We start from the raw sequence: 18047 nt of genomic DNA, 5'->3' as shown, positions 1-18047 counted from the left end.
TCACTCATCCCTCGCACACGGTCGGACCGCGGTTCGCCGTTCGCTCACCGCGCTCCAGTGTGCGCCACCGCCTACCGTGAGCACGCTCTGAAACGCGACGAAAGTCACGTGTGCTGCGGTCGGATGTACTGCAGCCGATATACTACGGACGTACTGCAGTCGGTGTACGACGTATCGACCCCCTGACTGGCTTACTGGCCCGTCACTGCCCTCTACCAGCAGTAGTGTGTCCATAGCTGTGTTTCCAATAGCCGTTTTCCTCGAGACCGTCGTTCTCGATTGGGGAACCGTCTCGACGGAATGACTGAACCGCTGAGTAGGCCGGGGCTGCCCACCAGAGGACGGCGACAGTTCGGCACGGGCAATCGTCTCACGCAACTCCTATTCACGTCGAACCCCTACTGGTGGTAATGACAACCGACACGTGTCACGACGATTCGTACCCGCCGCCAGCGCAGCGAAAGGCCGTCCTCTTCTGTCCGGAATGTGACCACGAGAGTCCGATCGCCGGCGACTGGGAGACCATGACCGTCGGCGACGAGCGACTGCTCGTCTGTACCGACTGCGGCTCCGTCGTCGACCGCCGGTCTCGAGACGGGTCCGAACTCGTCGAACCAGCGTAACCGGAGACCGACGGCCTTCTATCACGGCGTCCGACTCGAGACCGGCTGGTTCGTTTCGACCCACGGGCCCCCACCCCCAATTCAGAGTGAAAGCGTGGGTGCGAGGGTGCCCCCATTGTTCGCTGCTTCGGTTAGGGTGGCGATTCCGGTACCGGGACCGGCTCGGATAGGCCACTGACTCCACTCACAGGACGCGCCGCTCTCGAGACCGGCTCCGTTACCAAGACCGGGTCCCTCACGAGAAGCTGGTGAGATCGATATCACGGTTACCTGTCGACGGACTGGTCTCGCGGAGCCGATCGTACGTCGGGAGATCCTCGAGCGAGGCGTCCCGACGAACCGCCTTGACGATGTGTTTCGGATCGGTAACGAGACGGTGTAAGAGATAACTCCCCTGTGATCGTCCGCCGCCGGTTTTCTCCGATTCGATGACGCCCAGAAACGCCTGTTCCTTCAGCTGTCGATAGAGACCGTTCTCGGTGATCGGATCGGTGGCGACCAGTTCGCAGATCCCGACGTAGCGTTCGTACACTTCTCGAGTCTTGTACGTCTCCCGATCGCCGGTGATGATGCAACTCGCGAGCGCGTACAGGGCGAGTTTCGCGTGGACGGTCGCCCCGCTGGTGAGTTCCTCGATACGATTGATTTCGGCGACCTCCTGGGCCTGCTGGATGTGGTCCTCCGAAACCGTCTCACTACCGATGCGTCGAGCGAGTTCGCCGGCTTCCTTGAGGATCTCGATCGCCTTCCGCGCGTCGCCGTGTTTCTTGGCCGCGAGAGCGGCACAGAGTTCGATCGTTCCGTCCTCGAGAACGTCGGGCTGAAAGGCGTCCTCGCGGTTGCGCATGATCTCGCGGAGCTGCGAGGCGTCGTACGGATGGAAGAACAGCTCCCGATGACCGAAGCTGCTATCGATGCGTTCGTCGAGCGTCTCCCGGTACTGGACCTTGTTGCTGATCCCGATGACGCCGATGTAGGCGTCGGTCTTTCGCGCCTCGCGAGCGCGGGAGAGTTGCATCAAGATATTGCTGTTGTCGAGTTTGTCGATCTCGTCCAAGATGACGATGACCGCGTCGAAACAGTCCTCGAGAATGCCCCAGATGTGTTGATAGTACTCCATGGTCCCGACCCCCCGAAGCGGGATGTTCTGTTGATACTCGGTCTGCTCTTTCAGACTCAGCGCCAACTGTCGCGTCGTCCGGGTTTCCGTGTTCGCTTCAGAACAGTCGACGTAGAGGACGCCACAATCGATGTCGTTGCCCTGTGCAGCGTCCTGGGCCCGGGTCGCGACGTGCCGTGAGATGAGACTCTTTCCGGTTCCGGTCTTCCCGTAGATCATCACGTTGTTCGGGGGATCACCTCGTGTGATCGCGCCGACCTCGGCGGCGACGGACTGGATCTCGTCGTCGCGCCCGACGATCCGATCCTCGTCGGGCACGTGACCGACGTGGAGGAGTTCCTTTCGATCGAAGATGGGGTCGTGAGATTCGAAGAGCGGGTCCCCACCCGTCTGCTCAGCCATAGTTCTGTTCTGGGAGACACTCGTTATAAAACTATGGAAGGTAGTTCAGACTGATAACGGGCAGGTAGCAACCGTCCGTAGCCGTTCCCGGACGGGTTCGTGGTTCTCGAAGACGCTGCCGGATGCAGACTGAAATCCCGTCCGATGATGACTTCACCCCTCGTGCAGACTGAAATCGGTCGGTATCGGCGGCCGCCGGTTTCCGTCCTGTCGGCTGAATTACTCATGGGATGTATAATATTGGAGAGGGCGGATTTGCTATGAAACAGGAGTTCGGGTCCCTCGATCGAGCGCTAGCGCTGCCGTATTACGACGACGCCCTCCCGGCACACGATCAGTTCCATGCCGGTCGAGTTTGTGCCCGCTCCGAAGTTTGTGCCCGCTCCGAAGTTTGTGCCCGCTCCGTATCGAATAGCGGACGAGCACGAGCGACCTGTCGATAGAGGCGTGCTGGCTGCAGCGGTGTGGTTGCACGACATCGGCCGCCCACTGGAACGACGGGGGACGATCGAAAACCAGGGCGACTGGGCCGCGACGGAAGCGAAAGACCTGCTCGAGGCCGAATCGGTAGCAACTGATCGGATCGATGCGATCCAGCACTGTCTTCGGACGCACAGCAGTCGGTAGATCGGGACGCGCGGGCGAGAAGCACGCGGTGATCGATACTCCGGCAGTCGAGAGGGGTGTTTCCTCGGAGCTTCCGGATATCACGCTCCTTCGAGAGTGGGCGGAAGAGCGGTTGGAGCAGTTGTACACGTCACCCGGACGCCGCCTCGGGACGTCCCGCTGGCGTTTCATGGACGAGTTCTTCACACAGTTTGCGAGCGAACTCGACATCGAACCGGCGGAATATCACATCGAATCGACGGAATAACCCGTGAAGGACCTCGAGGACAAGCCCCGAGGCACTCTCGCTGTATCTCTGTCGAATCAGGACGGAACTGTCGTGTGGAGAGTTTTCGTCCGAGTTTCCCACCGCACGGTTGCTTATCTCAATACCAGTACCGCCTGCCAGTCTACCACCCCACCTCCGTTCGGATGCTTTTCACTCTGAACAGGGAGTGTGGGCCCCGTCGTCCACTCCGGGATGCCGATACCCGTCGTCCCACCCCCAGTTCAGACTGAAACGCAGTCGCCGAAACCGAACCGCTTTCAGTCTGAACGAGGGGAGGGACGATTTCACGTCCCGTAGCCGGTCGCGGCATCGACTCCACCCTACGCGTGTCGACTGGGTTTCACTCTGAACGAGGGGTGTCCGTCACCATGCCGGCACATCCCTCCCGAGGGCGGTCGCTTCCGTCGTCGTCGCGGCAGTACCGTCGCTCGGAGGCCGGCAGCCGATATGATAGTCGTTCACTATATAATCATGTCTGGTGTCCTTATATTGGAATATATGGCATATGAAGGGCACCGCCACGTTTATTTTGGTTTCCTCGGAACTTACTCCCATGTCCGACGAAGTCAACCCGTTCGAAAGTCTGCAATCGCAGATCGACGACGCCGCCGCGTACCTCGACGTCGGCGACGACGTGATCGAGCGACTCAAACACCCCGAACGCGTCCTCGAGACGAACCTCACGATCGAACGCGACGACGGCGACCTCGAGCGATTCACGGCCTTCCGGTCGCAGTTCAACGGCGATCGAGGTCCCTACAAGGGCGGTATCCGCTATCACCCACAGGTCTCCCGCGACGAAGTCAAGGCGCTGTCCGGCTGGATGACGTACAAGACCGCGATCGTCGACATTCCCCTCGGCGGCGGTAAGGGTGGCATCGTCGTCGATCCCGACGACTACTCCGAAGCGGAACTCGAGCAACTCACCCGCTCGTTCGCCAAGGAGTTGCGTCCCCTGATCGGCGAGGACCGGGACGTTCCCGCGCCCGACGTGAACACGGGCCAGCGGGAAATGAACTGGATCAAAGACACCTATGAGACCATCGAGAACACGACCGAACCGGGCGTCATCACCGGCAAGGCGCTCGACTCCGGCGGGAGCGAGGGGCGCGTGGAGGCGACCGGTCGCTCGACCGTCATCGCCGCCCGCGAAGCGTTCGACTACCTCGACAAGGATCTCGAGGGTGCGACCGTCGCGGTGCAGGGCTACGGCAACGCCGGCTGGATCGCCGCCAAACTGATCGACGAGATGGGCGCGACCGTCGTCGCTGCCAGCGACTCGAGCGGCGGCATCTACAACGCCGACGGCTTCGACCCGGTCGCGGCGAAGGAGCACAAAAACGAGACGGGGAGCGTCGTCGGCTTCGAGGACAGCGAGGCGGCACTCACTAACGACGACGTCCTCACCCTCGATGTCGACCTCCTGATTCCCGCGGCACTCGAGAACGCGATCGACGCCGACCTCGCCGAAGCCGTCGACGCCGATGTCATCTCGGAAGCCGCCAACGGACCGCTGACGCCCGCCGCCGACGAGGTGCTCGAGGGGAAAGACGTCTTCGTCATCCCGGATATCCTCGCGAACGCGGGCGGCGTCACGGTGTCGTACTTCGAGTGGGTCCAGAACCGCCAGCGCTTCTACTGGGCCGAAGAGCGCGTCAACGAGGAACTCGAGACGATCATCGTCGACGCGTTCGACGCGCTGGTCGAGACCTACGAGCGCCACGACCTCGAGAACCCGCGAACCGCGGCGTACGTCGTCGCGATCCAGCGCGTCGCCGACGCTTTCGAGGAAGCCGGTAGCTGGCCCTGAGTCGGACCCGTCGCCGTCGGTCGCGACCGACCGAAACTCGACAATCGGGCACCGATACGTCCTTCTATTGACAAACGATCGCGGATTCAACAAACACTTAGTACCCGAATCGACATCTGTAGGGAAATGAATCGACGAACCGTCATCGCGGGACTCGGGGCTGCCGGCCTCGCCGGCCTGTCGGGCTGTCTCGGACTGCTCGGAATGGCCGAACACGAATCGTCACCCGCCGGCGTCGAGGCCGACGCCCGCGCGGAGACGGGCTACGAGCAGTCCGCTATCGAAACGCTCTCCATCGAACGGGATGTCGGACCGACGAACGAGACCGTCACGGTCTCCAATCACATGACCAAACACGAGAAGGCCGTCGATATGGGGCCGCTCGGGAGTCGGCGCGGTGCCGTGTTCAACGTCCTGACGACGCCACAGGTGAGCATCTTCGGCAAGGAACTCAACCCGGTCGGGGAGATGTCCACGCAGGAGTTGATGGATTTCGTCAGGAGCAACTACGACGGGATTGAGAACATCTCGCACGACGCGGACTCCGATATCACGATCCTCGAGCAGTCGACGACCCGGTCGCAGTTCACCGCCGACGCGGAGTTCGACGGCGCGGACATACCCGTCATCATCTCCATCACCGAGGCCGTCGAGGCCGACGAGGACCTGCTCGTGACGATTGCCGTCTATCCCGAGTACGTCGAGCGCCGGGAGGACCCGAACGCCACGCTGCTCGCCGAGTCGGTGACTACCGATGTGGACGAGGGGGCCTCGAGCGACGACGGCGGGTCCGACGCCGGTGGAGCCGAGAGTACCGACGACTCCGAGGGGACGGACGGAACCGATTCCACCCACGACGACGGCGGAAATGACACTAGCAACGGAAGCGGCGGCATCGACCTCGACGGCAACGGGAGCGACGACGACCTGCTTAGCTGATCTCGGCCGAACTTGTTCGGATCGCGACCGTACTCGAGGTCCGTCGAGGGGTTCGGCTTCGACTGTCTCCGAGCCCCGGACCCGTCCGCTTACCAGCCGTACTCGTCGTCTTCGTCGCGGTCGTCCGACCGATCCTCTCGAGACGCGGTGTCGTCGCGGTCATTGTTCCAGCCATCTGTCTCGTCGCGGTCGTCGTCCCAGGCGCTTGTACTGTCCCACCCACTCGTATCGTCGCGGTCGTCATTCCGGCCGCTCGGATCGTCCCAGCCAGTCGTATCGTCCCGATCGCTCGAGCGGTCCAAATCCGGATCGCTGCCCCCGAACCCGGCGGGGCCGTTTCCACCGCGATTGCCGCCATCGACCGGCCCGCCGCCGCGGACCGCCCCGCGTCGGTCGGGGATGAGATCGAGATCAGCGTCGGTATCGCCGAGCAGCAACAGCGCGTAGTAGCGGACGTAGGTCTCGACCGGGACGTAGAGCAGCAACGCCAGGAGCAAAAAGAGGACGAGTCCGACGACGCCGAGCAGGATGGCCAGGACGATTCCCGCGGCATCGAACGCGATCAGCAACAGGATGCCGACGATCACGAACGGGATCGCCAACAGCAGTCCGCTGAGGCCGATGATAACCGTGGCGGCGATGCCGATGACGAACTGGAGAATCCAAACCAGCACGAGGTAGACGACGTAGTCGCTCCAGTTCGCCGTCATCGTCGACCAGAACCGACCCCAGCCGTCGCGGACGCCGCGATCCGTCAGTAGCATGATGGGTGCGACGAACTCGGTGGTAAACCGCATCGTGATGACGTAGAGCAAGCCCAGGACGATCACGTAGGGGAGGTAGAGTAAGAGCACCCCCATCGAAAGACCGTCGAGGCCCGATCCTATCGAGAGCAGGAAGACCGCGGCCGGAGCGATGGCGACAACCGCCAGCAGCATCCGGAGACCGAGTCGGAACAGGAACAACCACAGTCCCTTGCGGAGGTTTGCGGAGAAATAGCGCCTCACGTGGACCTCGGACGAACGAAGTGACTCGAGGAAGACGAACTCCATGACAGCGCCGATGAACTCGTAGAGCAGCCAGAGTAACAGGACGACTGTGACGATCACGAGCGCCCAGAAGAGCAGTTCCTCGCCGGCGACTTCCCCGAATTCCTGTGGCTGCTCTTCGACGGCCGGGTCGTCGGTGACCGTGCCGGTGTCCCCGCCCGGAATCGTCGGCCCGCCCAGTCCGAGCGAACTCACGAAGAAGACGATCAGCGCGAGCCTGAGCCACGTCCCCGTTCGAAACGGCGTCAGCCGGGTCCGGGTAACGTCGATGGCATCCCCGAGATCGTCGATGGCGTCCATAGTACTCACGCTAGCATCGACACAGCGATAATACTACTGTTCTGACGGACCAATCCGGGACGTAAACGATTGCGGGCCCGTCCGACCGAACGCGAATACGTTCACCCGGTAACACTTCGAGGGGCATTTAACGCCGACCGTCGACAGGTCCCGTATGGACATCCGCCGGCTCGCACGTGGATCGGTCGAGTGGGACCGCATCGAGCGTGTCGTCCGTACGCTGGCGGATCGCTACGACCGCGAGGAGGTCCGCGTCGAGTTCCTCGAGGCCGACAACTGGTTGTCGACGCCGTGTGTCATCGACGACGAGTGGTTCGTCAAAATCGTCTCCAGACAGAACGCCCTGGTCCACGCGGTGTTGACGACCGGCCGGAACGTGGGTGCCTTCTCCTCGGGCACCGAGGGGTTTTTCGATCGGTTCGACACGCCCCGCGAGATGGTCGAACACGAGTACGCGGCGACCGAACGGATGCGGGAAATCGGTCTCAACGCGCCCCGGCCCATCGATGCTTTCGAGGTCAACGGGCTGGGCGTCCTCGTCCTCGAGTATCTCCCGGATTTCCGGTCGCTCGACGACGTTTCCAACGACGTGGTCGTCAGGCGAGCGCCCGAACTGTTCGCTATGCTCGCGACGCTCCACGAGCACGGGCTCGCCCACGGTGACCTGCGGGCGGAGAACGTCCTGCTCTGTGACGACGAGTTCTACTTCATCGACGCGACCAGCGTCCACGACGACCGCGTCGACGAGACGACCGCCTACGATCTGGCCTGTGCGCTGGCCATTCTCGAGCCACGGATCGGGCCGCGGGAAGCCGTCGACGCGGCCGCGACCGCCTACGAGCCCTCGCATCTGCTCGCCGCGCGGGAGTTCCTCGACTTCGTCCGGCTCCGTCCCGACCACGAGTTCGACTCGACGACCTTGCGCAGCGAACTCGAGAAGGCGGCCGATCTGGGTAGTGGGTGACGGCAACCGGCGACGAGCGCCATCCCGATATGGCGGACGCTCCGCCGGAGGGAGAGCGGATCGTCACCGAAGAGCGCGGCGAGGAGGACCGGTGACCGGCGGCGGGATAGCCCGCCCGGCCGCCGTTGGAGTCAGTATCCGGTCCGGGTGTGAGTCGATGTCGGCGTGTGGCTTATCGCATGCCGTCCAGCGTTCGAACCGTATCCGACATGATCCAGGCCGTCTCGCTGTCCGGTTCCTCGAGACAGATCGCGAAAAACGAGTCCCGGCCGTCGTCGACGGTGATGCGGTACCCGCGACTCGTCAGCGGCTGGCTCTCGTCGGTGCGGGGTTCAGGGGAGGTCACACGCGTCTTCGGGGCCGCCAGCGGATAACGAACACGATTCGGAACGGGGCCGAGAGAGCCTGTCACGGACGTTCGTTGGCGTTCCCGTCGGGCGATCGGCCTCCGAATCGACTGTCGATCGCCCGACGGGAGCGGGTCGAATCTTCGAGAGCGAAAGCCCCGCGACCGGCGAGACGCTGGCGACGTTCCAGCGCGGCACGGAGGTTCAGCTGCCGTTCGGCGGGGTCAAGAAGTCCGGCAACGGCTACTCGAGCGCCCGCGAGGCCATCGAGGCGGTCACCGAGCGCACCGCCTGGACGATGAACAACTCCACGGAGATCGAGGTGGCCGCGGGCTGTCGGCTGCCATCAAAACCGACGAGGACTGACTCGTCGTGACACAGCCCTGACTCCCGCGGCACTCTCAGTTTCTACTCGCGAACGAACCGCTTATCAGACGTTTCGTGGAAGGGGTGAGTACATGAAGGCAGTCGTTCTCGCGGCGGGTCAGGGAACGCGGATGCGACCGCTGTCGGAATCGGTGCCGAAGCCGATGCTGCCGGTCGCCGACCGACCGCTCGCGGCCCACACCGTCGACGCGGCGATCGACGCTGGAGCCGACGAAATCGTCCTCGTGATCGGTTACGAGGGCGAGACGGTCCGTAACTACTTCGGCCCCGAGTACCGGGGCGTCCCGGTCACCTATGCCGTCCAGGAAGAACAGGCCGGGACCGCCGACGCCGTCGACGCCGCCAGCGCCGCTCTCGAGGGGCCCTTCGCCGTTCTCAATGGCGACAATCTCTACGATCCGGCGGCGATCGACCGGCTGTTCGACGCCTGTCCGGCCGTCTGCGCGATCGAGGTCGACGAGCCGCGCAACTACGGCGTCCTCAGCACCGCCGACGACAGTGTCACCGGGATCGTCGAGAAACCCGACGAACCGCCGACGAACCTCGCCAACGCCGGGGCCTACGCGTTCCCGGCCGAGGCCCGGGAGTGGCTCGCGGTGCCCGCGAGCGAGCGCGGTGAACACGAGATCACCGACGTCGTCGCGCGGGTGATCGACGAGTACGACGTGACGCCGGTGACCCTCGAGCGGTGGCTGGACGTCGGCCGCCCCTGGGAGTTACTCGCGGCCAACGAGTGGCACCTCGCCGAACTCGAGGGCCGGATCGACGGCGACGTGAGCGACGACGCCCACCTCGAGGGCGAGGTCGTCGTCGAGGCGGGTGCGACGGTCGAACCCGGCGTCGTGATCGACGGGCCGGCTCTGATCCGCGAGGGTGCGGAGGTCGGGCCCAACGCCTACGTCCGCGGCGCGACGCTGATCGGCCGGGATGCGGAGATCGGTCACGCGGTCGAAATCAAAAACAGCGTCATCTCGCGCGGGACGTCGGTCAGTCACCTCTCGTACATCGGCGACAGCGTCCTGGGTCGGGATGTCAACGTCGGCGCGGGGACGAACGTGGCGAACCTCCGCCACGACGACGCGGACATCGAGTTCACCGTCAAAGGCGACCGCGTCTCGACGGGGCGGCGGAAGTTTGGCGTCGTCGCCGGCGACGGGGTCAAGACCGGTATCAACACGAGTCTGACGCCCGGACTGCGACTCGAGTCCGGCGCGACGACCATGCCTGGCGAAACCGTCGAGCGGGATCGGTAATCGTCGGCCACCGTCGGCGCTCCGCATCGTCACGATCCGCTCGGCCCAGTGCTTCGGAGTCCCGTTACCCGGCGAGCGCCGGCTGTACTGGGAGATGCGTTCGGCCGGTCCCGGCCCGTCGAGCCGGATCGGGCTCCGAACTCGAGAGACGGAGCCAGTTCCGAGACGGGTCTCGAGGGAGACGGTCGAAAGGTGGAAACGAGGCGAAAGGTGGGACGAGGAGACGGATGCGGGCGTGGTCGCTCGGTTCCCGCGGGAAACCGAGCGCGCGACGGGCCGGAGCGACGCGCAATGCCGGGGAGACGTGAAAAGCGTCTGTGCCGGCAGCCGTACCAACGGCGCGCCGAAATAAAAAGTCAGCGGTCGGCGAGGGTATCGAACCGGCGTCGATTACAGCCGTCGGTCCCGAAGCGCGGGGAACTCCTCGCGGACCGCCGCGACCGTCTCCGGCTCGATTTCGGTCGTGACCAGCGCCGGCCCGTCGCCGCTTGAGGCCAGCGACACGCCCCAGGGGTCGTAGACGCTCGAGCGACCCAACAGCGTGGCCTCGTCGAACGTCCCAGCCCCGTTGATCGTCGCCACGTAGGCCTGGTTCTCGATCGCGCGGGCTCGCGAAAGCGTCGTCCAGTGTTCGACTCGCGGGTAGGGCCACGCGCTGGGGACGAGCACCAGTTCGACGCCGTCGTCGACCAGTTGCCGGTAGAGTTCGGGGAACCGCAGGTCGTAACAGGTCGTCACGCCGACGGTGACGTCGCCGATCGTCGCCGTGTCGATCCGGTCGCCGGGAACGAGCAGTTCCGATTCCGCGGATTCGTAGCCGAAGAGGTGGTGTTTCCGGTAGATCAGTTGTAGATCGCCGCTGGCATCGAACAGCGCCGACGTGTTCGCGAGCCCCTCGTCGGCGGGGGTATCGACGCGCTCGGTCGCCGACAGATCCTCGACGATGCTGCCCGCGAGCACGGCGATCCCGTGCTCGGCCGCCGCTTCCCGGAGCCGGCCGAACGTGTCGCCCTCGAACGGCTCCGCGTTGCGCGCGTAGAGATCGAACGCGAAGTAGCCCACGGTAAACAGCTCCGGCAAGGCGACCAGGTCCGCGCCGCGATCGGCGGCTCGTGATACCGCCTCGAGCGCCCGGTCGACGTTCGCCTCGACTTCGCCGGCCTCGATGTGGAGCTGTGCGAGCGCCAGCGTCAGCGCGTCCCCGTTATCGGCACCAGCGGCGTCGGCGTCCGTATCGAACGTCATGGTCGCACAGTCGCCGCCCCACCACCGTTACTGTGTCGTCTGCAAGTCCCGCTCGAGCGCACGCTGTAGGTTCCTGAGTTCGGCGTCGAGATTTCGCTTGAAGAACTTCTCGACGCCCGGCAGTTTACCGTCGACGACGAAGTGATTTTCGAGGCAAGTGCCGTCCTCGGTGTCGACGATGTCGTGTTCGCCGGTCACGTCCATCACTTTGGATTTCCCGACGAATTTTACGTATTCGGGCGGTCTGCGCGTGACGTCTTTCGTGTTGACGGTCACGGTTTTTCGCACGAGCGGGATGGGCAGTTCCACGTGCCAGGTTACCCGTCGGCCGTCGGCATCGTCGACGGCGTATTCCTGGACGACACTGATCGCCCGCGCGCGGTTCGCCGGATCGGCGATGAACTCCCAGACCCGCTCAGGCGACGCCGCCACGTCGAACGACCGGTCGACCCGTACAGTCATGGCCCTACGTGCGCGATTGTCGGATAAAAAGACCGTGGACCGCGTGCGAGCGCCGTCCGATGCGAACGGCGCTGTCGGGTCCCGGTCGGAACGAAGCCGGACCGGTCGTCGTCCGCCGACACCGGTCAACTGATCGTTACTTTCCAGGTCGTCGACCGTGCCCGACCCCATTTCTCGATGTCGACCTCGTCTGCCTTCTCCGCGAGGTGGGGAAGGCGGACGCCGACCTGTTTCGACGAGAGTCCGATTGCGTTCGCGATGTTCTTCGCCCGGAAGTACTGCTCGCCACGGGCGGCACTCTCGCGGAGGTACGAGATGATTCGCTGCTCTTCGTCGGAGTAATCGGTCATCGTCCGTATGTCTCTGTAAGGAGTCGCTGGTCTTAACTCTTAACGGCCCGATACGGTCCCGATCGAACGCGGCTTACCACTCGATCAGCGGATCGATCGTCGCTGCTGCCGGTTCAGTGCCAGTAGAGGTGGATGCCGACGACCGCTAGCGAGCTAAAGAGGACGGCCGCGGCGAAGCCCCACGCCGCCGTCACATCCGGTGCACCGGCGTACATCAACAGTGCGCCGATCACCGCGAGTGCCCCCAGTGCAAGCGCCAGTCCAACGCCCTTGTCCGTCGCCTCGGTTTCCGTAGCCATGCTCGAGCGTTGTGTATGGTGTCTCTTAACTTCACTCATTGCTGAGCGACTGCCGGCACGACCGGCGGACGACCGCCCGGTCGACCGGCGCGGAGGATCTCACTTGATCGTGGTGTGTATGGACTCCTCGTTGAGCGCGAGGTTGGCCGCGATTTCGGCGTTTCGCATCGCGTACTGGGCGGTCTGCTGGAGGCTGACCAGTACCTCTCGGATCCGCAGCAGGTCCTCGTTGTCCATCTCCGGCAGCCCCGTGAGGATCTCCTGCTCGAGGTCGGAGATATCGTGGAACAGCGCCCGGACCTCGTTGGACTTGTCGTAGTCGCGTTCGACGGCCGCTTCGACGGCGCGGGACGTGATCTCGTCGACCAGTTCGTTCAACTCTCGGATCTCGCGCATGACCGAACTGTCGACGTTCAGGGTGTGTCCCTCGGTCTCGATGACGATATCGGCGATGTCCTCGCCGTTGTCGGCGGTGAGCTCGAGGTTCTTCGCGATCGAGCGGTAGCCGATCAGCGGGAAGCCGGTATTCAGGCCGACCGCCCGCGCGAGGTTGGGGTTCTGGTACGCAGTGAAGATCAGGCGCAGCAACAGGACGAAGATCTTGTTCGCCTGTCGCTCCCGGTTCAGGGCGCGCTGAGCGAGATCGGGGTTGCCGTGGGCTAAGGCCTTGATCCCCTCGCCGCGCATCGTCTGGCCGGTCCGCTCGAGGCGCTCGAGGAGGTTATCGAGCGTGAAGTCCTCGGGATCGACCGAGCAGCGAATCGAGATGCTCTCGGGGGTTTCCTCGATGACGCCAAGCCCCATCAGCTGCGTTTCGGCCTGATAGACCGCGTTGATGTGGTCCGACTCGAGGGCACCGTCTTCGCGTTCGATGCGGATGATGCGCCGGCCGAGGACGTACTGTGCGACGATCGCGCGCTCGACGGCGTCGGCGTCGAGCTCGTCGGTGTGAATGATCGCTTCCGTTTCCTCCGAGTTGGCGGACTCGGGCATCACGGTCAACGTCCCTTTGCCGCTGGTTCGAAGCGAGACTTCGTCCCCTTTCTCGACGCCGTGTTCGGACGCCCACTCCGCCGGGAGCGTCATCGCGAGCGTCGACGGACCGAGTCGTTGCACTTTCCGCGTTTCCATGGAAGATCGTATGACGGACTCGACCTTAGTCCTGACTATACACTCATTATCGCGCGGGAAATCGTTATACGGTTGATTATACTGCCGGATTTGACTCCCTCCTTATATAATCTCGAGCAAGGGGCCGCGCCGTCGTCGCGGCGGGGTGCATTAGACGACGGTGACGAGTCGGGTCGTAAACCGGCCGGTCCGCACTCGCAGCCAGCCGCGGAGGTCGTCGTCCACCGCTTCGTCGTCGGTGTCGACGCGCAGTGACTCGATGTCGTCGAGTTTCTCGCCGGCGGCGACGACCGCGATGTCGTCGGCTCGCCGGATCACCGCCGGGGAGATCTGGTGATTGCCGCGACCGAACACGAACCCCTGTCCCCCGATCGGCGAGACGACGATCGTGACTGGGTCCGCGAGAGCGTCGAGAATGTCCGATTCCGCGGCGTCGCGGGCGAGTAGCTCCCCGTCGGACGCCGAAGCGGCCGTTTCGTCGTCTCCCGCCGTGTTCGCTGCTCGCCAGACGTCGACGCCCAGCGGGGAGGGGTCGATCCCCAGTTCCGTCTCGATCGCGCCGACGGTACTGCCGGGGCCGAAAACGTAGGTCCGTCCCGGTTCGATCTCACGAGCGAACCCCGCGGCCAGCGAGTCGACGCTCCCGCTCGAGACCTGCTTGCCCGACTGGACGGCCGGAGCGACGGGGACGGGGACGACCGCTTTCAGTTCCGTTCGAACCTCCCCCTCGCGGTACGCGTCCTCGTCGATGTCGTTGACTTCGCGCGGTTCGACGCGGTCGAACTCGGCGGCGATCCGGCCGGCGTCGGCCGGCGTCACACCGAAGACGGACGAATAGATCTTGACGCCGGCTGGCACGCCGAGCATCGGCGTCTCCCCGGTCTCGTCGCCCTCCGCCTCGAGCACCTCGGCGACGTCGACGGCGGTGCCGTCGCCGCCGACGAAGAAGACGAGGTCGACGTCGCGCTCGAGGAGCGCTCGAACGGCCGCGCGGGTATCGGCCGCCGTCGTCTCTGTGGTCGCCGGATCGCTGGCAATCGCGGCCCCGTCCGACGCGGTGTCGCGGTCGCTTTCGGACGGATCGTAGACGACGGTGGGTTCGTAGCCGGCGTCTCTCGCCGCGCGTTCGCCCATCACGCCCGCGGCCGTGTAGACGGTGAGCGAGGGCGCACGCCGGTGGACCGATCGCAGCGCCTCTCGCGCACGGGCCGGCGCTCGCGGCTCGGCACCGCGGCGACGCGCCTCCGCGACGTTTCCGTCGGTTCCCTTCAGCCCGACCCGACCCCCCATCCCCGCGATCGGGTTGACGACGACGCCGATGGACTCCATGGGGGGACGTGGGGACGCCAATGGGAAAGCCGTATCGCAGACCGGCCGTCGGGTCCGTCTCTCGGGAATCGGCTCCGCCCGCGGCGTGAACCGGGTCGAGGGATCGGCGCGGTTTCTGAAAGGTTAAGAGGGATGCGAACCGATCGCAGACCATGTCCGCACTGATCGACGCCGCCGTTCTCACGACGGAAACGGAACCGCAACTGCCGATGCAACTCGTCGGCTGGGGCGCGCTCGCCCTGGGCCTGCTCGTGACGGTCGCCTGGCTGGTCTCTTTCTACCGCTAACTCCGATCGCGGCGTTCCGGTGAGTCAACCCGCTCGCGGAGCCACGCGGCCGCCTCCGCGACGGTCGCCTCGTCAGTTCCCGTGAGTTCGATCCGGACCGATTCGCCCGGATAACTCCCGACGGAGACGTCGAACCGTTCGCGGAGGTCGGCAATCCGATCGAGCAACGCGCTTTCGGGTTCGTCCGCCACGACCGCCTCCCGATACGTCCGTGTTCCGGTGAACTCCTCGACGATCGATTCGAACATCGCCTGCATCTCCGCGGGAACGCCGGGAAGGACGTAGACGCCCTCGAGAGCCGCGCCGGGGGCGACGCCCGCCTCGTTGTGCAGCGCTCGTGCCCCCGCCGGGAGGTCCGCCGTTCCCGACGCGAGGTCGTCGCGGGTGTACCCGTCCTCCTCGAGCCAGGCGAGGGCGACCGCGTGTTCCTCGACCGAGCGGCCGAGCGCGGCCGCGACGCCGGCCATGGTCACGTCGTCGTGGGTCGGTCCGAGCCCGCCGGTGACGATGACGGCGTCGTACTCGGCGCGGTACTCGTTGACGACGCGGGCGATGTCGCTGATACGATCCGGAACCGTGGTTACTCGCTCGACGGCGACACCGCGATCGTCGAGCCGTTCACAGAGCCACGTGGCGTTCGTGTTCGTCGTTCGTCCGGCGAGCAGTTCGTCCCCGACGGTTACGACCGCGACGTTCATATCGCCCCGTTCGAGCCCGGTCCTCAAATGGGTCTCGCCCTCGGTTCCGACACCGCCGGCGTCGCGGTCGTACCATCAATCAAAGATATTTTGCTTGTAGAGACGTATAGTTTACAATGCTTGTCATATTCTCGAGTACTCGCAGTAACCATAAGATTCAATCCTGATAATTGGTAAGGGGGAGAGTATGTCTCGGAGTCGGACGGAATACAACGAGGTGGATTCGACCGTCGTTCTCTCTGCGTTAGGGAGTAAGTACAGCGCAGAGATTCTCTGTGCGGCGGGAACACCGAAATCCGCGCAGGCACTGAGCGAGGACATCGAGATTCCGATCGCGACCTGCTACCGCCGGATCGAAGAACTCGTCGACGCCGGGCTGTTGACCTGCGAAGGGCGACAGCTCTCGGAAGAAGGTCGGCGAACCAACATTTATCGACGGACGTTGGACGAGATCGAAATCGACTTCTCCGACGACGTTCCCGCGTTTTCGCGGAAACACCGCACCGAGGCCAAAAACAGGCTTCAGGATCAACTCGAGGACTGACCGGCCTCCTTTCCGACTGCGCTCGCTCGCCGTGTGCACAAGTGAGGGTGAACACTTGTCGATCGGCGGCCAGTTTTCCGACGATCCCATTTCGGTGCGTAGTCGGATTGCCGTCACGGCGCGTCCCAGTCTCCTGTGCGTCGATCATCGACGCGAGGCTTCCCTTGTAGGAAGCCCCGCCGTTTACGGCGGGCGAGGATGTCACCGCCGGTTGCTGTCCGTCGCCAGCGGTCGGGTTTCGGCTCCGCTCGCTGCCACCGGGTCCGGTTCGTAGCCATCGGCGTTCGGCCATCCTTAAGTATTCTCGAGGGAATACAAAGATATGACCGAAGCAGCCACGGACCGCGATGCGGCGACGGACGATGCAGTGGTTGGGACCCCTCGCGTCCTCCACGTCGGTCGCGACCGGCCGATCCGGATCAGCGCCGGGCACCGAATCCGACACCACGACGGCAAGTGTTCGCGACCTCACGGCCACAACTACGAGATCACCGTCACCATCGTGGGCCACCTGTCCGAGGAGGGCTGGGTCGCGGACAAAGGGGATATTACCGACGTGATATCCGAGTGGGACCATATGTTCCTGCTCGAGGCCGGCGACCCCCTCGTCGAGGCCTTCGAGGCGGCCGGCGATGCCGACGGCATCGTCGTCCTCGAGCAGCCGCCGACGGCCGAGGTGATGAGCGTGCTGCTGGAACGGAAACTCGAGGCGGCCCTGCCCGAGACGGTCACCGAAGTCGCCGTCCGGGTGAACGAGACGAGCGAACTCTGCGGCGGCAGCGAGGTCTGAGATGCCGGTGTCCGATTCCGCCGACCGAGCGGCCGACATCGAGACGGACGCCGCCGGAACCGCGGACGAAACGGACGAGAGTCTGCCGATCAACGAACTGTTCTACTCCCTCCAGGGGGAGGGAACCCTCGCCGGCGTTCCGTCGGTGTTCGTCCGCACGAGCGGCTGTAACCTCCGCTGTTGGTTCTGTGACTCCTACCACACCTCCTGGGAGCCGACCCACGCCCGGATGCGCCTCGCGGAGATCCTCGCCGAGATCGAGTCTTACGACGCCGATCACGTGGTCCTCACCGGCGGCGAACCGCTGCTCCACGAGGGGAGCATGACGCTGCTCGAGGCCCTCGACGAGCGCGGCTATCACACGACCGTCGAAACCAACGGGACGATCTACCGGGACGCACCGATCGATCTCGCGTCCGTGAGCCCGAAACTCGCGAGCAGTACGCCGACGCCCGACCGCGACCCCACCGGCGACGGCGAGTGGGAAACGCGCCACGAAACCGACCGGATCGATATGGATGCCCTCGCCCGACTCGTCGAGCGCTACGACGTCCAGTTGAAGTTCGTCGTGACCGACGATGGCGACATGCCGGAGATCAGCGAGTTGCTCGCGGATCTCCGGGCCGCTGCCGACGTTCCGGTCAGCGACGACGACGTACTCCTGATGCCCGAAGGGGCGACCCGGGACCGCCTCGCTGAAACCCGTGCTCGCGTCGCGGAGCTCGCGATGGAGTACGGCTTCCGCTACACGCCGCGACTGCACGTCGACCTCTGGAACGACGCACCTGAGACGTAATCACGACACCCCCATCACCACAACTCG

At 64.5% G+C, this 18047-nt stretch carries 19 protein-coding genes and 2 pseudogenes; 11 read left to right on the top strand and 10 right to left on the bottom strand.

The window, feature by feature from the left end; translation table 11 throughout:
- Window positions 1-410 precede the first annotated feature (410 nt).
- Window positions 411-623 carry a hypothetical protein gene (locus FGF80_RS12945; RefSeq protein WP_138654452.1) on the top strand — a complete coding sequence of 71 codons (213 nt, stop codon included), beginning with the start codon at window positions 411-413 and terminating at the stop codon, window positions 621-623.
- A 235-nt stretch (window positions 624-858) separates the two neighbouring features.
- On the opposite strand, the gene FGF80_RS12940 is transcribed toward FGF80_RS12945, so the two are convergent.
- Window positions 859-2145, bottom strand: coding sequence for a Cdc6/Cdc18 family protein (locus tag FGF80_RS12940; RefSeq protein WP_006185346.1), 1287 nt, complete (start codon window positions 2143-2145; stop codon window positions 859-861).
- Window positions 2146-2405: 260 nt separating this feature from the next.
- Here FGF80_RS12940 and FGF80_RS12935 point away from each other — a divergent pair.
- The 3 genes and pseudogenes from FGF80_RS12935 to FGF80_RS12925 all read left to right on the top strand — a co-directional run bounded on the left by FGF80_RS12935 (window position 2406) and on the right by FGF80_RS12925 (window position 5789).
- Window positions 2406-3019 (top strand): annotated as a pseudogene (locus FGF80_RS12935) (HD domain-containing protein).
- A 574-nt stretch (window positions 3020-3593) separates the two neighbouring features.
- Window positions 3594-4850: a Glu/Leu/Phe/Val family dehydrogenase gene (locus FGF80_RS12930; protein WP_138654450.1), complete on the top strand. Its 1257-nt coding sequence runs from the start codon at window positions 3594-3596 to the stop codon at window positions 4848-4850.
- A 126-nt stretch (window positions 4851-4976) separates the two neighbouring features.
- The gene (locus tag FGF80_RS12925; RefSeq protein WP_138654448.1) at window positions 4977-5789 is read left to right on the top strand and encodes a DUF6517 family protein; all 813 of its coding nucleotides are present in this window, start codon (window positions 4977-4979) and stop codon (window positions 5787-5789) included.
- 89 nt (window positions 5790-5878) lie between these two features.
- Here FGF80_RS12925 and FGF80_RS12920 read toward each other — a convergent pair whose 3' ends face one another.
- Window positions 5879-7138: a DUF7544 domain-containing protein gene (locus FGF80_RS12920; RefSeq protein WP_138654446.1), complete on the bottom strand. Its 1260-nt coding sequence runs from the start codon at window positions 7136-7138 to the stop codon at window positions 5879-5881.
- A gap of 154 nt (window positions 7139-7292) precedes the next feature.
- Between FGF80_RS12920 and FGF80_RS12915 the strand changes: the two genes are divergently transcribed.
- Window positions 7293-8102, top strand: a complete 810-nt coding sequence (locus tag FGF80_RS12915; protein WP_138654444.1) for an RIO1 family regulatory kinase/ATPase domain-containing protein — start codon at window positions 7293-7295, stop codon at window positions 8100-8102.
- A gap of 172 nt (window positions 8103-8274) precedes the next feature.
- Here FGF80_RS12915 and FGF80_RS19245 read toward each other — a convergent pair whose 3' ends face one another.
- A complete protein-coding gene (locus tag FGF80_RS19245) occupies window positions 8275-8448 on the bottom strand; it encodes a hypothetical protein (RefSeq protein ID WP_006185338.1) in 174 nt (57 codons plus the stop codon).
- A 194-nt stretch (window positions 8449-8642) separates the two neighbouring features.
- Here FGF80_RS19245 and FGF80_RS19625 point away from each other — a divergent pair.
- Both FGF80_RS19625 and glmU read left to right on the top strand, forming a co-directional pair.
- Window positions 8643-8815 (top strand): annotated as a pseudogene (locus FGF80_RS19625) (aldehyde dehydrogenase family protein); the annotation flags it as partial.
- A gap of 92 nt (window positions 8816-8907) precedes the next feature.
- Entirely contained in the window at window positions 8908-10089 is a 1182-nt protein-coding gene (gene glmU / locus FGF80_RS12905) for a bifunctional sugar-1-phosphate nucleotidylyltransferase/acetyltransferase (protein ID WP_138654442.1), read from the top strand.
- A gap of 390 nt (window positions 10090-10479) precedes the next feature.
- On the opposite strand, the gene FGF80_RS12900 is transcribed toward glmU, so the two are convergent.
- The 6 genes from FGF80_RS12900 to FGF80_RS12875 all read right to left on the bottom strand — a co-directional run bounded on the left by FGF80_RS12900 (window position 10480) and on the right by FGF80_RS12875 (window position 14905).
- A complete protein-coding gene (locus tag FGF80_RS12900) occupies window positions 10480-11334 on the bottom strand; it encodes a carbon-nitrogen family hydrolase (RefSeq protein ID WP_138654440.1) in 855 nt (284 codons plus the stop codon).
- A 27-nt stretch (window positions 11335-11361) separates the two neighbouring features.
- Complete coding sequence (locus FGF80_RS12895; protein ID WP_138654438.1) at window positions 11362-11796, bottom strand: SRPBCC family protein; 435 nt, start codon at window positions 11794-11796, stop codon at window positions 11362-11364.
- A 125-nt stretch (window positions 11797-11921) separates the two neighbouring features.
- Window positions 11922-12146 (bottom strand): DUF7123 family protein, encoded by a 225-nt coding sequence (locus tag FGF80_RS12890; protein ID WP_006185333.1) that lies wholly within the window; start codon window positions 12144-12146, stop codon window positions 11922-11924.
- Window positions 12147-12259: 113 nt separating this feature from the next.
- Window positions 12260-12445: a DUF7525 family protein gene (locus tag FGF80_RS12885; RefSeq protein ID WP_006185332.1), complete on the bottom strand. Its 186-nt coding sequence runs from the start codon at window positions 12443-12445 to the stop codon at window positions 12260-12262.
- Window positions 12446-12544: 99 nt separating this feature from the next.
- Window positions 12545-13576, bottom strand: a complete 1032-nt coding sequence (locus FGF80_RS12880; RefSeq protein ID WP_006185331.1) for a phosphate signaling complex PhoU family protein — start codon at window positions 13574-13576, stop codon at window positions 12545-12547.
- Between the two features lie 150 nt (window positions 13577-13726).
- Window positions 13727-14905: an ATP-NAD kinase family protein gene (locus FGF80_RS12875; RefSeq protein WP_138654436.1), complete on the bottom strand. Its 1179-nt coding sequence runs from the start codon at window positions 14903-14905 to the stop codon at window positions 13727-13729.
- A 152-nt stretch (window positions 14906-15057) separates the two neighbouring features.
- On the opposite strand from FGF80_RS12875, the gene FGF80_RS19795 reads away from it, so the two are divergent.
- Window positions 15058-15192 carry a hypothetical protein gene (locus FGF80_RS19795; protein WP_006185329.1) on the top strand — a complete coding sequence of 45 codons (135 nt, stop codon included), beginning with the start codon at window positions 15058-15060 and terminating at the stop codon, window positions 15190-15192.
- On the opposite strand, the gene FGF80_RS12870 is transcribed toward FGF80_RS19795, so the two are convergent.
- Window positions 15189-15890 carry a competence/damage-inducible protein A gene (locus FGF80_RS12870; RefSeq protein WP_138654434.1) on the bottom strand — a complete coding sequence of 234 codons (702 nt, stop codon included), beginning with the start codon at window positions 15888-15890 and terminating at the stop codon, window positions 15189-15191. The genes FGF80_RS19795 and FGF80_RS12870 overlap by 4 nt on opposite strands.
- 187 nt (window positions 15891-16077) lie before the next feature.
- Between FGF80_RS12870 and FGF80_RS12865 the strand changes: the two genes are divergently transcribed.
- The 3 genes from FGF80_RS12865 (at window position 16078) to FGF80_RS12855 (ending at window position 18020) form a co-directional block, all read left to right on the top strand.
- Window positions 16078-16434 carry a winged helix-turn-helix domain-containing protein gene (locus FGF80_RS12865; protein WP_006185327.1) on the top strand — a complete coding sequence of 119 codons (357 nt, stop codon included), beginning with the start codon at window positions 16078-16080 and terminating at the stop codon, window positions 16432-16434.
- Window positions 16435-16756: 322 nt separating this feature from the next.
- A complete protein-coding gene (locus FGF80_RS12860; protein ID WP_006185326.1) occupies window positions 16757-17224 on the top strand; it encodes a 6-pyruvoyl trahydropterin synthase family protein in 468 nt (155 codons plus the stop codon).
- Window position 17225: 1 nt separating this feature from the next.
- Window positions 17226-18020, top strand: a complete 795-nt coding sequence (locus FGF80_RS12855) for a 7-carboxy-7-deazaguanine synthase QueE (RefSeq protein ID WP_138654432.1) — start codon at window positions 17226-17228, stop codon at window positions 18018-18020.
- Window positions 18021-18047: the final 27 nt, after the last annotated feature.

The sequence above is a fragment of the Natrinema pallidum genome, from assembly GCF_005890195.1.
In the GTDB taxonomy this organism is placed as follows: domain Archaea; phylum Halobacteriota; class Halobacteria; order Halobacteriales; family Natrialbaceae; genus Natrinema; species Natrinema pallidum.
Note: the sequence above shows the minus strand (reverse complement) of the source record. Positions and strands in the feature narration are given on the sequence as shown.

What these genes read in the sequence shown, in the direction of transcription:
- FGF80_RS12865 (WP_006185327.1), top strand. Translation starts at nt 16,078, where the DNA reads ATGTCTCGGAGTCGGACGGAATACAACGAGGTGGATTCGACCGTCGTT.
- FGF80_RS12895 (WP_138654438.1), bottom strand. Translation starts at nt 11,796, where the DNA reads ATGACTGTACGGGTCGACCGGTCGTTCGACGTGGCGGCGTCGCCTGAG.
- FGF80_RS12855 (WP_138654432.1), top strand. Translation starts at nt 17,226, where the DNA reads ATGCCGGTGTCCGATTCCGCCGACCGAGCGGCCGACATCGAGACGGAC.
- FGF80_RS12925 (WP_138654448.1), top strand. Translation starts at nt 4,977, where the DNA reads ATGAATCGACGAACCGTCATCGCGGGACTCGGGGCTGCCGGCCTCGCC.
- FGF80_RS12885 (WP_006185332.1), bottom strand. Translation starts at nt 12,445, where the DNA reads ATGGCTACGGAAACCGAGGCGACGGACAAGGGCGTTGGACTGGCGCTT.
- FGF80_RS12890 (WP_006185333.1), bottom strand. Translation starts at nt 12,146, where the DNA reads ATGACCGATTACTCCGACGAAGAGCAGCGAATCATCTCGTACCTCCGC.
- FGF80_RS12945 (WP_138654452.1), top strand. Translation starts at nt 411, where the DNA reads ATGACAACCGACACGTGTCACGACGATTCGTACCCGCCGCCAGCGCAG.
- FGF80_RS12920 (WP_138654446.1), bottom strand. Translation starts at nt 7,138, where the DNA reads ATGGACGCCATCGACGATCTCGGGGATGCCATCGACGTTACCCGGACC.
- FGF80_RS12870 (WP_138654434.1), bottom strand. Translation starts at nt 15,890, where the DNA reads ATGAACGTCGCGGTCGTAACCGTCGGGGACGAACTGCTCGCCGGACGA.
- FGF80_RS19795 (WP_006185329.1), top strand. Translation starts at nt 15,058, where the DNA reads ATGTCCGCACTGATCGACGCCGCCGTTCTCACGACGGAAACGGAACCG.
- FGF80_RS12915 (WP_138654444.1), top strand. Translation starts at nt 7,293, where the DNA reads ATGGACATCCGCCGGCTCGCACGTGGATCGGTCGAGTGGGACCGCATC.
- FGF80_RS12875 (WP_138654436.1), bottom strand. Translation starts at nt 14,905, where the DNA reads ATGGAGTCCATCGGCGTCGTCGTCAACCCGATCGCGGGGATGGGGGGT.
- FGF80_RS12940 (WP_006185346.1), bottom strand. Translation starts at nt 2,145, where the DNA reads ATGGCTGAGCAGACGGGTGGGGACCCGCTCTTCGAATCTCACGACCCC.
- glmU (WP_138654442.1), top strand. Translation starts at nt 8,908, where the DNA reads ATGAAGGCAGTCGTTCTCGCGGCGGGTCAGGGAACGCGGATGCGACCG.
- FGF80_RS12900 (WP_138654440.1), bottom strand. Translation starts at nt 11,334, where the DNA reads ATGACGTTCGATACGGACGCCGACGCCGCTGGTGCCGATAACGGGGAC.
- FGF80_RS12860 (WP_006185326.1), top strand. Translation starts at nt 16,757, where the DNA reads ATGACCGAAGCAGCCACGGACCGCGATGCGGCGACGGACGATGCAGTG.
- FGF80_RS12880 (WP_006185331.1), bottom strand. Translation starts at nt 13,576, where the DNA reads ATGGAAACGCGGAAAGTGCAACGACTCGGTCCGTCGACGCTCGCGATG.
- FGF80_RS12930 (WP_138654450.1), top strand. Translation starts at nt 3,594, where the DNA reads ATGTCCGACGAAGTCAACCCGTTCGAAAGTCTGCAATCGCAGATCGAC.